At 63.0% G+C, this 15,427-nt stretch carries 13 protein-coding genes; 3 read left to right on the top strand and 10 right to left on the bottom strand.

What is annotated here, in order from left to right; translation table 11 throughout:
- The first annotated feature begins 59 nt into the window (after positions 1-59).
- Complete coding sequence (locus tag JOD78_RS24365) at positions 60-1,001, top strand: 5'-nucleotidase (RefSeq protein WP_121040567.1); 942 nt, start codon at positions 60-62, stop codon at positions 999-1,001.
- Between the two features lie 240 nt (positions 1,002-1,241).
- Here JOD78_RS24365 and JOD78_RS24360 read toward each other — a convergent pair whose 3' ends face one another.
- The 5 genes from JOD78_RS24360 to JOD78_RS24340 form a co-directional block, all read right to left on the bottom strand.
- Entirely contained in the window at positions 1,242-1,676 is a 435-nt protein-coding gene (locus JOD78_RS24360; RefSeq protein WP_121040569.1) for a hypothetical protein, read from the bottom strand.
- Positions 1,673-3,268, bottom strand: a complete 1,596-nt coding sequence (locus JOD78_RS28315) for a methyl-accepting chemotaxis protein (protein ID WP_134136973.1) — start codon at positions 3,266-3,268, stop codon at positions 1,673-1,675. Before JOD78_RS28315 ends, JOD78_RS24360 begins: the two co-directional genes overlap by 4 nt.
- Before the next feature lie 319 nt (positions 3,269-3,587).
- Positions 3,588-4,562, bottom strand: a complete 975-nt coding sequence (locus tag JOD78_RS24350) for a helix-turn-helix domain-containing protein (protein WP_121040572.1) — start codon at positions 4,560-4,562, stop codon at positions 3,588-3,590.
- A gap of 104 nt (positions 4,563-4,666) precedes the next feature.
- On the bottom strand, positions 4,667-5,332 hold the full coding sequence (locus JOD78_RS24345; RefSeq protein WP_121040574.1) for a ceramidase domain-containing protein: 666 nt from the start codon (positions 5,330-5,332) through the stop codon (positions 4,667-4,669).
- 120 nt (positions 5,333-5,452) lie between these two features.
- On the bottom strand, positions 5,453-6,652 hold the full coding sequence (locus JOD78_RS24340; protein WP_209569371.1) for an MFS transporter: 1,200 nt from the start codon (positions 6,650-6,652) through the stop codon (positions 5,453-5,455).
- 122 nt (positions 6,653-6,774) lie between these two features.
- On the opposite strand from JOD78_RS24340, the gene JOD78_RS24335 reads away from it, so the two are divergent.
- Both JOD78_RS24335 and JOD78_RS24330 read left to right on the top strand, forming a co-directional pair.
- Positions 6,775-7,656: a helix-turn-helix transcriptional regulator gene (locus JOD78_RS24335; RefSeq protein ID WP_121040578.1), complete on the top strand. Its 882-nt coding sequence runs from the start codon at positions 6,775-6,777 to the stop codon at positions 7,654-7,656.
- Positions 7,641-9,197: a CYTH and CHAD domain-containing protein gene (locus JOD78_RS24330; RefSeq protein WP_121040580.1), complete on the top strand. Its 1,557-nt coding sequence runs from the start codon at positions 7,641-7,643 to the stop codon at positions 9,195-9,197. Before JOD78_RS24335 ends, JOD78_RS24330 begins: the two co-directional genes overlap by 16 nt.
- A gap of 30 nt (positions 9,198-9,227) precedes the next feature.
- On the opposite strand, the gene pelG is transcribed toward JOD78_RS24330, so the two are convergent.
- From pelG to JOD78_RS24305, 5 genes are all read right to left on the bottom strand, one after another.
- Positions 9,228-10,598, bottom strand: a complete 1,371-nt coding sequence (gene pelG, locus JOD78_RS24325; protein ID WP_121040582.1) for an exopolysaccharide Pel transporter PelG — start codon at positions 10,596-10,598, stop codon at positions 9,228-9,230.
- 11 nt (positions 10,599-10,609) lie between these two features.
- Complete coding sequence (pelF, locus tag JOD78_RS24320; protein WP_245202296.1) at positions 10,610-12,163, bottom strand: GT4 family glycosyltransferase PelF; 1,554 nt, start codon at positions 12,161-12,163, stop codon at positions 10,610-10,612.
- A 68-nt stretch (positions 12,164-12,231) separates the two neighbouring features.
- A complete protein-coding gene (locus tag JOD78_RS24315) occupies positions 12,232-13,296 on the bottom strand; it encodes a hypothetical protein (protein ID WP_121040586.1) in 1,065 nt (354 codons plus the stop codon).
- Positions 13,286-14,776 carry a PelD GGDEF domain-containing protein gene (locus JOD78_RS28310; protein WP_310841416.1) on the bottom strand — a complete coding sequence of 497 codons (1,491 nt, stop codon included), beginning with the start codon at positions 14,774-14,776 and terminating at the stop codon, positions 13,286-13,288. Before JOD78_RS28310 ends, JOD78_RS24315 begins: the two co-directional genes overlap by 11 nt.
- An 11-nt stretch (positions 14,777-14,787) precedes the next feature.
- Positions 14,788-15,417, bottom strand: a complete 630-nt coding sequence (locus JOD78_RS24305; RefSeq protein WP_245202282.1) for a penicillin-binding protein activator LpoB — start codon at positions 15,415-15,417, stop codon at positions 14,788-14,790.
- Positions 15,418-15,427: the final 10 nt, after the last annotated feature.

Here is a 15,427-nt window from a genome sequence, read left to right as displayed (position 1 = left end):
GGCTGCGCCAGCAGGCCGGGGGCTCTACAATCAGGGCTTTCCTGCCACGGATGTGCCGCATGCCCTACGATCTCTCGGACAAGCTCGTCATCGGAATCTCTTCCCGCGCCCTCTTCGATCTCGAAGTGGAGAACGCCATCTACGACCAGCAGGGTGTGGATGCTTATGCGCAGTACCAGCGTGATCACGAGAATGATCCGCTGCAGCCCGGCACGGCCTTCCCGCTGGTCAAGGCGCTGCTGCAGTTGAATGAACTGATTCCGGAACGCCGTCTGGTGGAAGTGGTGGTCATCTCGCGCAACACGCCCGACACCGGCCTGCGCGCCTTCAATGCCATTGCCGCCCACAAGCTCGACATCAGCCGTGCGGCCTTCACCGGCGGCGGACCGACTGCGCCTTATCTGCAGGCCTTCAAGATCGACCTGTTCCTCTCGCGCGATACCGGCGACGTGCAGGAAGCCATCGATGCCGGCGTGGCGGCGGCCCAGTTGTATGCCGCGCCGCTGGACTACAGTGCGCCGGACAAGCAGATCCGGATTGCCTTTGATGGCGATGCCGTGCTGTTCTCGGCGGAGTCCGAGCGCATCTTTGCGGAGAAGGGGTTGGAGGCCTTTGCGCGGCATGAACAGCGCCATCGCAAGAAGGCCATGAAGGAAGGGCCGTTCGCCAAATTGCTGCTGGCCTTGTCGGCGATCCAGAAACAGTTTCCGCCCAAGCAGTGCCCGGTGCGCATCGCCATCGTCACGGCACGCAACAGCCCGGCGCACCAGCGCGTCATCCATACCTTGCGGACCTGGAATGTGACGGTGGATGAAGCCTTCTTCCTGGGCGGGCTGAACAAGGCGGAAGTACTGCAGGCCTTCGGCGCGCACATGTTCTTTGATGACCAGGAGGGGCATGTGCAGAAGGCGGCCGTGGTGGTGCCGTCGGGGCGGGTGCCTTACAAGGGAGGCACGCTGGAAGGGGCACGTGCGGCGCGGGGGCGGGCGGCCAAGGGCTGAAGAAGAGAGGCGAGGGAAAGAGAAACCAACGATCTCATCCCGCCTCGCACACGGACAATGCCGCCGATCACAATTGCGCTGACACCTCTCCACACCTGCGGATCCATCTCAGGCAAGGCTGTCTCAAAAAATCGGATGGATCGCAATCATCGCGGATGATGTTCCGAAAACGTCCATTTCCTCGTCATCGCCCACCTGCAGTCTCGCCCTGCAGGCCAGCGCCGCCGAACGATGACAGAATCAGCCATCAGGCCCGCCCTGCTTGAGCCGCAGCAGCGCCCCATGTGCATTGCGCATCAGGATCTCCGGGTATCTCTCGACCAGAACATTGAGGCCGGGTACGATCCTCTGCAACGAGGTGGCAATGGCCATCTCCGTCACGTCCTCGCTCCACAAGATCTTTTGTATGAAAAGAACGGCACCGATCTCTCCGACCAGATCGACACAGGTCTGAAACTCGAACGCATCCTGCGCTTCGCCGTAGCACCGCTTGATCACATCATTCAGTTCTTGCGCCAGCGCATGCGCTGCCGGCGAGTCAGCCTGGCCAACGGCCGATTCAAAAACCGCACAGAGCCGATCCAGTTCTTCGGCCAGCCTGATGGTGCTGTTGACGACTTTGCGCAGGTCTTCCAGCGACAGCGCTGTCCGGGGTGGCTGGTCATCCTTGCTCATTGCGCCTGCCCCTCCGGCGCAAGCACCGCCACGCTCGGATCGGCCGGAAGTCGAAAACGGCCTACCAATGTCGATAACAGACCAGCCTGGTCCTGCAGCCCCTGCGACGCCGCTGCGGCTTGCTCTACCAGGGCCGCATTCTGCTGAGTTACCCCATCCATCTGTCCGATCGCAAAGTTGATCTCCGTGATGCCTTTGCTCTGATCGTCGCTGGCGCGCGCAATCTCGGCAACGATGGCGGTAACCTGCTCGACGCTGCCGACCACGCTCCTCATCGTCTCTCCCGCTTGCTGGACCAGCAGGCTGCCGACCCCTACTTGCTCTACCGTATCGTCGATCAGCCCCTTGATTTCTCTTGCCGCGGTCGCAGAGCGTTGTGCCAGATTGCGCACTTCCGCTGCCACCACGGCAAACCCCCTTCCCTCGTCACCCGCACGAGCCGCCTCTACCGCAGCATTGAGCGCAAGGATATTGGTCTGGAACGCGATCCCGTCGATGACGGCGATGATTTCGACGATACGCGTCGAGGCCTGTTTGATTGCCGACATGGTCGTGACCACTTCAGTGACGACCTGTCCCGCCTCTCCCGCCACGGTTGAAGCATTCACAGCCAGCGCATCTGCCTGGCGCGAATGGGCACTGGCCTGCACGATGCTGCTGGTGATCTGCTCCATGGCCGCCGCCGTCTGCTGCAACGAACTGGCCTGCTCCTCCGTGCGCGAAGACAGATCGATGTTGCCGCTGGCAATCTGACGTGATGCCGTGGCTACATTCTCGGCACCTGACTTGACGCCATTGAGAATCAGCCGAAGCTCCTCGTTCATATGCCGCAGAGCGGCGATCACCTGTCCCGTTTCATCGTTGCCGGACAACGCAATCTCGGTGCACAGGTCGCCCGCAGCGACCGTATTGGCGATCCTCGCTGCGAGGATGAGCGGCTGCGAGATGGCCCGCGCGACGATCATTGCGAGCCCACCCCCGATCAGGAGTACGGTCAGCAGCGCAAAGCAGATCAAGGTCTGCGACTCCCCATAGATACGATTTGTGTCAGCGGCGGACTGATCGCCACCTCGCCGATTGACGTTCGCCAACGTATCAACATCCTTGAGCAGCGAGAAATAGATGTCCGAAGATTCGCCCGCAAAGATGGTGCTGGCCAGATCGAGGCGACCGTCTGCCAGCGCCGCCATGAAGGCAGCGTGGTGCTGCAGCAATCGTTTGATCCGCAGACTGGCCTCCGGATAGACGTCCTTCTCTTCGGGCTCGGAGATCTGCCCCTCGTAGGTGTTGAGCGCAGTTTTGAGATCATTGAGGATATCCAGTGTGCGCCCGGTGAGTTTCTTGGCCTGAACGTGATCGCCTGCATACACGATCAGTTGCGCTTCATTGCTGCGCAGGCGCGCCAGCAGCAGCTTGATCTCACCTAGTGTCTTGATGCTGGGCAGCCAGTTGGTCGCCAGTTCGTTGGCCGATGCATTGACACGATGCAGCTGCCAGATGGAAAACAGACCGATACTCGTCGTGAACAACAAGATCAGACTGAACGAGATGACGAGCTTCTTGGCGATCTTGAGATCACGAAATTTCTTCACACTACCCCCGAATTATTGATGAATGGCCAAATCGGGACTGATTCACTTGAGGCGGGCGACCGATCGCACCAGCTCGCGATGCCGCATTTCCATCGCTTCCTTTCTCACGGAAGCCCAGAGAGAAACGGCAAGACTCTCATCTGCAACAGACAATGTTGACCTATCCTTCCGGGCTGCACGAGGAGACACTCGCTTCAGGGAGAAGAGCCCCCGAACAAGGTAGCAGCTGTCGTTCGCAATCCTTGCCCGAGAGCGCATCAGCATTGACGTACAGCGCAGTCACATCACAAGATGACAATAAATGACGGTGGCCCGCACATTACTCGCCGCTCGGTGTGCGCGCCACCGCACGACGCACTTCATTGGGCGTCTGGCCGAACGCCGCCTTGAACACCCGGCAGAAATGGCTGATGGAAGCGAAGCCCTTGCTATAGGCGATTTCCGAAATACGCAGATGATTGAGAGCGGGATCGGACAGCATTTTCTGACAGGCCTCAAGCCGCCTCTGGAGAATGAAGCGTGAGACCGGCATGTCCTCCTGCTGAAAAAGAGAATGCAGGTGGCGTACGGAGATGCGATGGGCCGCAGCGATGGTACCGGGATCAAGCCTCTCGTCATGCAAATGGCGAAGAATGTATTCCCGAATCAATTGCAGTTTGACGGACGCATTATCGAGTGCCGCGCGGGTATCGTGATGAAGCAGGGCATTGACCAGTTCGAGCAGGGAACGACTGGCAGCACCGGCCACACGAGGATCGAGATGCATGAGCTCACTGGCCATCGCGCGCATCTGATTGACCAGGAGGTAGCCGATCCCATGACGCCCCTCACGCAGCCCGCCCGCAGGAGGTTCCTTGTGCTCGGGAAAACGATCTCTCAACAGACGCCATGGCAGCATCAGCGTCACCTTGTGCAAGGTCTGGATCACCTCGAACCGCGTCGCATCGGCGGTAGTCCATACGATCAGATCACCCGCGCCCACTTGCAGACGCTGACCTGCTGTATCGAAGCGTTCAGCACCACTCTCTGCAAGCTGGATACCGATATAGAGATCGTCATCCCTCCTGAGCGTTTGGTAATCGCGTTCGCCCTCGCACGGACCGCAGATCGTATTGATGAGCAAGAGCTCATTGAATTCATGTCTGACAAGGTGTGCACGAAACTCGGGAGAAACGGGCTTGGTCAGCTTCCATTCCCGGTAGGATCGGCGCAGCTCCGCTTGCCAGGCGTCCGTTCTTTCAGCAGGAGGAATCTCTTCGCTGAGCCAGGATTGCGTCTTCCTTTTGCGATACATGGCGAGCTCCTTTCACTTCCATGCTCGCATCTGATGCTGACAAAAGAATGACGAATGACGACGCCGCAAAAGCGGCGGAGGGCTGGATGAAATTGCCGGTCTTGCTACCTCCGCGGACCGCTTGTCTGCAAGATGAAAGCCCGCGTGGTGAGATACAGCACCCCCCCATTGAGCAAATGCCAGAACATGTGTGTCCCGATGCTCACGTACTGACAAGCCACCATGTCCAGCGACCGCAACACCAGCGACAGCGTAAATACACCGGTGGCCAGCAGCAGGATCCCTGGCTCCACCTTGCGCATACGCCAGTGATACACGCCCAGCCCGCCAATGAACAGCCACGCCGATCCATACGACGCCACCGAACCATTGAGCCACTGATCCGGCAGCATGCCGACGCCATACGTGACGACAAAGAAGAACAGCACCCAGCCCATCGTCACCAGCCAGCTGCAGCGCGCCACCTGGCGCACATAGAAGGCCAGGAACAGCACCTGATAGACCGAAATCGGAATGACATCGGCGAACAAGGCCCAGCGTTGCGCAAAGGTGTGGAAAAGAAAACTGCCCACGCCGATCACGGCCACCATCAGCGTCAGGATCCGTGACATCACCACGCCACCGCGTTCCTGCGGCAACGGCAAGCGCCACAGGAAATACGCCGCAAGCAGGAAGGCGAGATTGGAAAGGGCATTGACGGGCTCAGCCCAGAAGGCGGTGCTGAGGCGTTCGCAATACAGGTCTACCGGGGAAAGAAGCGATGCGGTCATGGTGTGTGTCGCGCTGGTCGTCGCAGATCAAGGGGGAATCGTAACCGGCGATCAAGAAGCCACCTGTTCACGATGCAGCCGCCATGATCCGCGAAGCCGCAGAATTTTTCCAGTCGCGCTTTACTGTCCTTGCGTGTCCGCCCCGATCACCCTGCCCGGCCGCCCCGCCAGCCAGCCCAGTACGCCCATCAGTACTGCACCGCCGGCACACAGCGCCAGCACCAGCGTCCATCCCCCGCTGGCATCATGCAGTCGCCCCATGAGGATGGGCCCGGCGGCCGCCAGCAGATAGCCCACGCTTTGCGCCATGGCCGACAGTACAGCAGCCTGTGGTGGTGTCGATACGCGCGTACCGACAAAGGCCAGCCCCAGGATCAGCACCGCGCCCGTCCCGAATCCGAACAGCGGCACCCAGATGATGGACGCCTGCGGCCACGCAATGAGGCCGATGAGGCTCAGGACAGTCGCAGCCGACATGCTCACCGCCACCGGGCGATGATCGCGCATGCGCGGACCCAGCGGCACCAGCAGCAAGCCCGGCAAGGCCGAGGCCAGCTGCATCAGGCCATGCAGGTTGCCCGCCTCCACCGCACTGTGCCCATTGGCCGCGAGGATGGAAGGCAACCATGCCGTCACCACGTAATACACCAGCGAATTGGTCCCGAGGAAGAAAGTCACCTGCCACGCCAACGGCTGGCGCCACATCGACGCCGCACGTGCAGGCGCAGTGGCCGGGCGCGTAGCACGCCGCAATTGCGGTAGCCAGACCAGTACCGTCACCACCGGCAATGCAATGAAGGAAGCCAGCGCCCACGCCCAGCCCAGGCCCGCCGCCAGCGGCACCGCACAGACCGAGCCGAGCGCCGAAGCACCGCCCATGGTGAGCGCATAGATGGCCGTCATGCGCGTGAGGTCATCGGGAAAATCGCGCTTGAGCAAGCTGGGCAAGAGCACGTTGCCGCCGGCAATCCCGCAGCCGATCACGCAGGTCCCGGCCAGCAAGGCCGCCACCGATCCCGAAGAGCGCAGCACGATACCGCCCGCAATCAACAGCAAGGCCAGCAGGAGCGTGCGCTCCAATCCGAGGCTGCGCGCCACGCGGGCCGCCAGCGGCGAGACCAACGCAAAGCACAGCAGTGGCAAGGTCAGCATCAGCCCGGCGGCACCGGCCGAGAGGGCGAAGGTCTGTTGCAGCAGCCCCATCACCGGCCCCACGGCCGTGACCGGTGCGCGCAGATTGGCGGCGATCAGCAGGATGCCTGCAATTAGCCAGACACTGCGATGAACAGGGCGAACGTGAGGAGGATGCGTGGCGTGCATGGCGGGCGTGATGAAGGCAATGATTGATCGAAAGCAGCGAGCGCCCAGCTTAGCCAATCGCAGCCTGTACGAATTTGGCTACAATGCCAGACTATTGCTAAAAACGGTCAACCCTGCTCACGATGGCCTCTCTCTACGCCAGCTTGGTCGAACACGATCCGGACCGCCTCGACGCCGCGGTCACGGCCCTGCGCGTGCATACCAGCCAGAGCGAGCGCGAGACACCTTTCCACAGCCATCGCAAGGGCCAGCTGGTGGTGGCCCTGCGCGGCGCGGTCACTTGCGAGACGGCGCAGGGCATGTGGATCGTGCCGCCGCAGTCGGCGGTCTGGATTCCGCCGGGGGTGCCGCACAGCAACCGCGTCACGCTGGACGGCCAGCTGTGCTTCCTCTTCATCGCGCCACATGCAGCCAGCATGCCGGACCAGTGCTGCACGCTGGCGCTGTCGCCCCTGCTGGTGCAGATGATCTGCCACCTCGCCGAGCAGCGCCAGGACTACGCCCCGCACGAGCGCACCGCGCGCCTGGCCTCGGTACTGGTGGAAGAACTGGAACACAGCCAGCGCCACGCCCTGCCCCTGCACCTGCCCGTGCCGCAGCATTCGCGCTTGCGTGCGATTGCTCGCCACCTGGCCGAACAACCGGCCGACCGCAGCACGGTGGCCGAATGGGGCCAGCGCCATGCGATGAGCGAGCGGACTTTTGCGCGCTTCGTGCAGGCCGAAACCGGCATGAGCTTCGGCCGCTGGCGGCGGCAGATCCACCTGATGCTGGCCCTGCAATGGCTGGCCTCGGGCAGCTCGGTGCAGCGCGTCTCGCAGGACCTGGGCTATGAATCGGTGAGTGCCTTCATCACCATGTTCCGCAATACCTTGGGCAAGCCGCCCGCGCGCTACATGGCGCAGCGCCAGGCACCGCTTGCCCGCCCCGCTTCTTCCCCACCGGCCAGCCCGGCGGCCCCCTACTTCCAACCGACACGGAACGCCTCATGGAAACCGAACTGAAACTGCTGCTCGCCCCCGAGCACACCAAGGCCTTCATCCGTCATCCGCTCATCAAGCGCTACGCCCAGGCCGCGCCACGCATCAAGGACCAGACCGGCACCTACTTCGATACGCCCGAGCTGCTGCTGCGCCAGAACGAAGCCGGACTGCGGGTGCGTCGGACCGGAAATGAATATATCCAGACCCTCAAGGCAGGCGGTGGCGTCAGTGGCGGCCTGCACCAGCGCAATGAATGGGAGTCGCTGGTCGAAGGTGAACAACCTGACCTGCCGGTGCTGCGCGAGCTGGCGGCCTCCGACGAAGCCTGGGCCAGGAAGGTGTTCTCCGACAAGACCGCTGCGCAGTTGACGCCCATTTTCAGCACCCGCATCCAGCGCATGGTGTGGGACCTGGACCTGCCGGATGGCAGCGAGGTCGAATGCGTACTCGACCAGGGCACGGTAGAACACGGAGAGCTCAAGGCGGAGGTCTGCGAAATCGAACTGGAACTCAAACGGGGCGAGGCCAGCGCCCTCTTCGATTTCGCACTGCAGCTGCTGCAGACCCTGCCGCTGCGCATCGGCATCCAGAGCAAGGCGCAGCGCGGCTATGGATTGTTCCACCAGGCGCGCCGTGCGCAGCAGGGCATCGCCGCGACCTCGTCGGCCAGCCGCGCCAAGCCGCTGCAGCTGACCCGCAAGATGCCGGTGGAGCAGGCTTTCCTGGCGGTGGTCAACAATTGCGTGGAGCAGATCCAGGCTAACGACATCGCTGATCAGGACAGCGACGATATCGAACGCCTGCACCAGATGCGCGTGGGCCTGCGCCGCCTGCGCTCGGCCTTCACGCTGTTCGAGCCCGTCATTGCCCTGCCCGCTGCCCTGGCCGCTGAATTCGACTGGGTCTCGCAAGCCATCGGCCATGCACGTGACTGGGATGTACTGGCCACGCAAACGCTGACCACGCTGCCACCGCACGCCGTCGGCGCCATCGATCTGGAACGGGTGCGCCATGCCGCGCTGGTGGAAGCCGGCAAGGAACATGCACTGGCGGTACAGGCCGTGGCTTCGCCGCGCTATACCGCGCTGGTCCTGCAGTTCAGCCGCTGGCTGCTGACCTCTGGCTGGCGCGATGGCCTCGGCGAGGCGGGACAGGAAGCCCTCTCGCAAGCGCTTTTCCGCTATGCACGGCAGATGCTGCGGCGGGATGAGAAACGCCTCAACAAGCGCGGTGCGCATCTCGAAGAAAACGACCGCGCTCGCCACCGTACCCGCATCGCTGCCAAGAAGATGCGCTACGACATCGAGTTCTTCCAGGCGCTGTATGGCGAGAAGAGCAGCCGCCCCTACCTGAAAGCCTTGTCACGCCTGCAGGAGCAACTGGGCCTGCAGAACGACCTGGTGGTGGCCGATGCCCTGCTGCAGCAACTGCAGCAGAAGCAGGTACGCCTGGCCCCGAGCATCGCCTACGCGCGCGGCTTCCTGGCCGGCCAGGTCAACGATGGCCACGAGCGCATGCATCGCCTGTGGAAAAAATGGAAGGCGCAGGAGTTGCCTCAGTGAGTACCGCAATGAGTGCTGCAATGAGCGCGCTCATTGCAGCATGAAGGTCTCATACTCCAGCAGTTCCAGCTTGCGGGTGAGCAGCACGAAACCGGCCAGCACCACCACGAACACCGCCAGTGCAAATCCGAAACCGTAGAAGGTCGGACCCAGGCGCAGCGACAGCGCGGTGAGCGCGAAGTTGAGCACCACCAGTCCCCCGCACAGGCCCAGCACGATGCGGCGCTTGTCGAGATAGAAGAAGACGTTGAGGATGCCCAGCAGCACCACCTGCAGGCTGGCCGCGATGACGTCGATGTAGAGCAGCGGCAGGTAGAGCGTGGAAATGCCCAGCCACTTCAGGATGGACTCACCCGTCACCATCAGCAGCAAAGTGGTGATGGCCTGGATCTTGATGATTTCCAGCAGGCCCAGGCGCACCGTTTCCACCATGCCGTTGCGGTGCTTCTCGATGGTTTCGAGCGAGGCACCGGTGCGCACGGCCTCGTAGAAGGCATCGTAGTCCTCGACGAAATCGGTCTCCATGCGCAGCAGGAAAATGGCCATGCCGGGAATGATGGAAAGGTAAGCCAGGAACACCGGCAGGTCATAGATCACCGAGGCGCGCAGCGGACCGATGATGGCCTGGCTGGTCTCGGGCGTGTACCAGAACATGGCCTTGTCGATCCAGATCGCGGTGTTGTAGAGCAGGCCGATGGCCATGAGCGAGGGATAGAGTTTCTTGCGCTCATAAAACTCGAAGGAGATGAAGCGGTCCGACGGAAAATTGCGCAGGATCAGCGCCATCATCGCCATGAGCAGCACCGCCTGGCCGATCACGAATCCGCCCATCAAACCCTCCAGCCCCAGCGGCCGCAACAGCAGCGCCGCCACCACCGTGATGGTGTAGCCCAGTGCATAAATCCAGAAGATGGCCTTGTACTGCTTCATCCCCGACAGGAAGATGGTGGCGATCCAGATGTTGCACATGATGATGAAGGCCGCCAGCAACAGCAGCCGGTACAGCGCACTCTGCTGCGGGAACAGGAAGGCCACCGCCAGCAGGCCCAGCACGCCGCCCACCACCGTCACCGCCATCGACACCGAATGGAAATTGGGCAGGATGGCGTGATTGTCCTTTTCAAACAGGCGGTCCGCTGCGAAGCGCGTCAAGGCCAGCTGGAAAATGCCGGTGAAGATCAGCGACAGCGAAATCACGTAGGTGATGCTGACCTGGAATTGCACGATGGCCAGCTTGGGCATGTTCACCGTATAGCTCACCAAACCGATGACCAGGATGCCGACGATGGACATGATCCACGGCCCCGAACTGATCAGGGCCGCATAGGAATACGCCTGCATCAGCGAGAGCAGGCTGTCGCGCTTCAATATCTTGCGCAGTTCAAAACCGATACCGGCCATGGCGGTCCTCGTCAGTGCCGCACCGGGCAGCGCAACGGCTGTCCGGAGGCGGCGTCGCTGTCCGGCCCACCCTGCGCCAGCGAACGCTGGTACAGCTCACGGTAGGCACCGAACATCATGTCCTGGGTGTAATAACGCTCCACGCGCGCAATGCCTGCGGCCTGGGCCGCGTGCCAGCGCTGCGGATCGGTCAGCAGTTTCAATGCCGCGTCGGCCAGCGCCTGGGGCTGGGCGATGCCGACCACATCCCCCGCTGCGCCCAGCGCCTGGTCTTCTTCCGACAGTCCATACAGCAGCTGGCGGCACGATCCCACATCGGTGGCAACGGCCGGCACACCGGCCGCAAAACCTTCCAGCAGCACCAGTGGCAAGGCCTCGCTGATGCTGGAGAGCACCACTAGTCCGATCTTGGGCATGAGCTCGTCGATCTTCTGGAAACCGAGGAACTTGACCTTGTCGGTCAGGCCCAGGCCATCGGCAATCGCATGGCACTCACCGGCATAGGCCGGGTCTTCATCTTCCGGTCCGGCGATCCAGGCTTCGGCCTCCGGATACTGGTTGACCACGGTACGCATGGCACGGATGAAGGTCTTCACATCCTTGATCGGCACCACCCGGCCCAGCAGGCAAAGCACCGGCGGAATCTTCTCGCTGCGCAATGCGCGCAGCTTGGACAGGCGCGGCAGGTCAATGCCGTTGGGGATATTGCGCGTGCGCTCGGCCGGTGCGCCGTCATGGATCTGGCGCAGACGGTTGGTCTCGTAGAGCGCGACGATGTCGTTGGACGCCTGGTAGCACAGCCGGCCCAGCGCCTCGAAGAAGCGGATCCACATCTCGCGGAAGTAGGGAATCTGCGAGGCATCCTTTTCGAAGACGTTGCGGTTGTCGCGAATCCACTCGCTCTGGAACAGGTCGATCTTGCGTTCCTTGGTGTAGATGCCGTGTTCGGAAAGGATCAGCGGACGACCGGTCTGCATCTTCATCAGCGCCCCGAGGAAGCCCGCGTAACCGGTGGAGATGGTGTGATAGCAGCGCGCCGGGATCAGCTGGCGCGCCACGCGGGCCAGGGTCCATACCGGCTGGTGCATGATGCGCACGGTCCAGAAGTAATCGACGAAGGAAGGATCGGTGCAGAAGATGCGGTATTGCGAAGCGAGGTAATCCCAGGAACGCTTGCTGAAGAGGAAGGTGTCCTGGTCCATCTTGCCCCCATCTTCCATCATCGGAATCAGCTCACCCAGTTGCGCCACCAGCGCCGAATGCGAGGTGGCATCGGTGCGATCGTAGGCGCGGAACATGGCATGCAGTTCGTCGATGCGTTCGAAGGCGGCTGCATCGCCGCGCGAACGCACCACCTGCGTCGCCGAGAGATGTTCGTGGATGAAGTGCGTTTCCAGATGGACCACGTTGTCCGGCAGTGCGTACTTGGGGGTGCCGTAATCTTCCGGCCGGCTGCCGATGAAGCACAGGCCGAAACGGATCTCGGGAAAACCCCGGATGATCTGGTTGACCCAACTTGACACGCCACCGCTCACATACGGGAAGGTCCCTTCCAGCAGCAGCATGACGTCGCAGTCCTTGGCGCGGCGCTGGTAGGACGCATCGCCGGCGACCGGTTTGACGACAGGCGCATTCATCGGCGGCCTCCGCCAGGACGGCCCGCAGGCGCGGGACTGAAGGTGTCAGGCCGGTTGGCAATGGTGCGCCGGCCATGGCGCCAGTAACGGTGCAGCTGCGGCTGCGAGGACACGCTGGGATCGTATTGCATTTCGATGAAGAGCTTGCGCACTTGTTCGTAGTCGTGTTCGAGGAAGCTGAGTTCGGCCAGGTAAGGCAGGAGACGCACGCGCGAAAAACCATATTCATGGGCGCGCTGCATGGCCTCGGCGGCGTCGGCCACGTTGCGGTTGGCCAGCTCCATGCGCGCCAGCATGAACCACAGGCCCGGTTGGGCGGCATCGATCTGCAGCGCCGCCCGGGCGTGCTCGCGCATCTGGGTGTAGGAGTAGTTCAGCAGGTCGCCCTGCACCAGGTTCTGGTAGATCAGTTCCTGATAGAGCTCGGCCACCTGCTGATGCAGGATGCTCAGGGTCTCGGGGTCGGAGACGGTCTTGAGGTGGTTGCGCATGTCGACGATGCGCTGGGTGATCTTCTTTTCCTTGCCATCCAGGATGCCATAGGCCAGCAGCCGCACGTCGTCCGCCGGATCGCCCAGCAGGCTGCGCAGCGAAGCGCCGCTGGCGCGCGTGGGCGTGCTCTGGATCGCCACCAGTGCATTGAGCCGCTTGTCCACAGGGGTGGCGACGTTGCCCAGCTGGGCGCGCACGCGGTTGCCGGAAAAACCGCTGCCCTCGCGCCTGCGCGCAGTGACGAAGGCCGGCGCCTGGCTGGTATCGAAATGGTCTTCCGGTTTGTCCTTGGGCCAAAGCACGGCCACCAGTAGCGCCACCACGGCACACAGCACGCCGCCGATGGGAATGAAGAAATTGAAGAAGAACAAATACAGCAGCAAGGCCGTGCGCGGACGCCGGTACTGCGGCGGGGCCACCTGCGCGATGGCCAGCGCGAACAGCGCCGAGGAGGCCAGGTGCAGCAGCAGATAACCGGAGAGTACGCCCAGCCCGTTGCCGCCCTGCAGCAGCAGGGCCACGGAGGCGGTCTCGAAACTCAGACCGGCAGCGGAGAGTTTAAGCAGCACAGCGTTCCACCAGGTTGATCAAGAGGCGCATCGGCTCATCGCTGCCCAGCGCAGCGGTGTGCGCAGCGGCGAAGTTGGCCAGGGACTTGTTGTCGAACTGCGCGTGCGAAGCGGTCTCGATGCGCATCAGGTAGCCATCCACCGCTGCCGGTCCGGCCAGCGGCAGCAAGGTCATCAACACGTTGCGGCCACCGGCCTTGTAGGTCCAGACCACATCGGCGGCGCGCTTCAAACGGCGTACCTGATCGTACATGTCGCGCGAGAGTTCGTCGTCACCGAACACCAGCGCCACCAGCGAGGAATCGATGTCGGTGCTGCGCTTGAGACGATGCAGGCGCACCAGGTCCACCGCCAGTTCCGGCGGGCAGGTCGGCAGCTGCTGCAGGATGGCGCGGGCGCTGTCGCCCATCTCGATGCCGTCGGCGTAGTAGTCGATGAGCACCGACATCAGTTGCAGCGTGTCTTCGTTGAGGGCCAGGAAGGGCAACTGCTCCACCACCAGCAAACCGAACTGGCGGCCCTCGTAGTTGCGCAAGGGCGCACAGACCAGATAGCGGCTCTGGTTGCGCAGGGTCTGGTTCAGGCTCTCGGTCTGGATATGGCCCAGCTTCTGCTGCGTCAGGCAATAGCGCACCAGCGGGTCGTCGGCCGCCAGCGGCGTGACCTTGCCCACGCTGGCCACCGCCTCAGGCAGGACGTGGCCGTGGATATCGCAGGCAAATACCGAGGCCGACTCCACCTGGCAGCTCTGCACCAGGATCTGCAGGAAGGCATCCGGTGCCGGCATGCGTCCCGGGTCCAGCAGGTATTGCGTGAGCGTGAGGGCGCGCATGCGGTCCAGCGATTCACGCAGGGTCAGCGGCTTGGACAGCAGGTCCTGTTCCAGCCGCTCATGCGACAGGCGCAGCAAGAAGTGATTCTTGGTGAGCATGGTCAGGCGCTCTTCCAGATAGGCATTCACCCCGCGCAGGCGGCGGCTGCGCGCATTCCACACTTCGGCGAACTGGCCGCACAGCAGCGTCAGCACCAGCCCGCCCAGGAAATAGGCTTGCGGAAAGGCCTGCGCCGCCGACACCACGGCCTGCGCCTCATCCTCATGATGGCCATGCATGAGCAGATACCAGCCCCCCAGCATGGTGGCCACCGCCACCACGCCCAGCGTGCTGCCGTAGCGCATGGCAAGGATGGCCGGCATCAGCCACAGCCAGGGGAATTGCGCCTCCAGCCCGAACGGATCCTCCGGCGCCAGCCACCAGGCCACACCCAGCGCGGCGGCCACCAGCGCAATGGTCTCGACGATGCGCAGGGCCGCCTTGCGCGGTGATCCGCTGTCGGTATCGAAGCGCGTAAACAGGCGTGACCAAAACTTCTGGCGCTTCTGCGCCGCCGTCGGTGCCGGACGCGGACTGGCCGCCCACGGCTGGCCGCCGCCGGGACGTCCGGAGACCGGTGGTGCAGTGGGCCGTTGGCTGTCGTTCACGTTCTCTCCCATCAGGGGCGCTGCATCTCGGGTGAGGCGGACTCGGCCTGCGCAGCAGCATCCGCGGCATTGGCCGCATTGACGGCCGCCGAGGTCCGCGCCAGCGCGCGCAAGGGCGACAGCAGGCTGCGCATGAGTTTCTGCGCCACGGCCGACAAGGCTTCGCGGCTCCAGCCACTCTTCGCGCCGGCCGCTGCCCAGACCACCTTGCCACTGGAGACCTCGATCAGCTGCAGCGTCAGGCCCACCGCCGGCTCGCCATCGATGCCGACCTTGTAGCGCCATTCATCGACGCTGCCGGAGAGTGCATAGGTGATGTTCTCGCTGCGTGCCCAGTCGAGGGCGGCATCGAGCTGCTTGCGGTCCATCGGTTCGAACAGGGTTTCATTGTTGAGCGACGCCGGATAGCGGCGCAGCTCGGCCAGGCCATTGGCGCGCAGGATGCTTTCCGAGATCGACTCGGCACGCAGTCCGGCCTGCGGGGTCTCGGTGTGATTGGCAAAGGGCAGCAAGCCCCAGCGCGCATCGGCCGGCACCACCGGCGCGCGGCCGATGTCGGTGGTGGAGCAGGCGGCCAGGCCCAGGGTCAGTACGGCAGCGCTGCCGAGTTTCAACAGCGTGGAGCGGATCTTGTTTGTCATGGTGGTCACC

The sequence above is a fragment of the Herbaspirillum sp. 1130 genome (genome assembly GCF_017833835.1).
GTDB classification, from domain to species: domain Bacteria; phylum Pseudomonadota; class Gammaproteobacteria; order Burkholderiales; family Burkholderiaceae_D; genus Herbaspirillum; species Herbaspirillum huttiense.
This window is presented reverse-complemented; position numbering and strand designations above follow the sequence as displayed.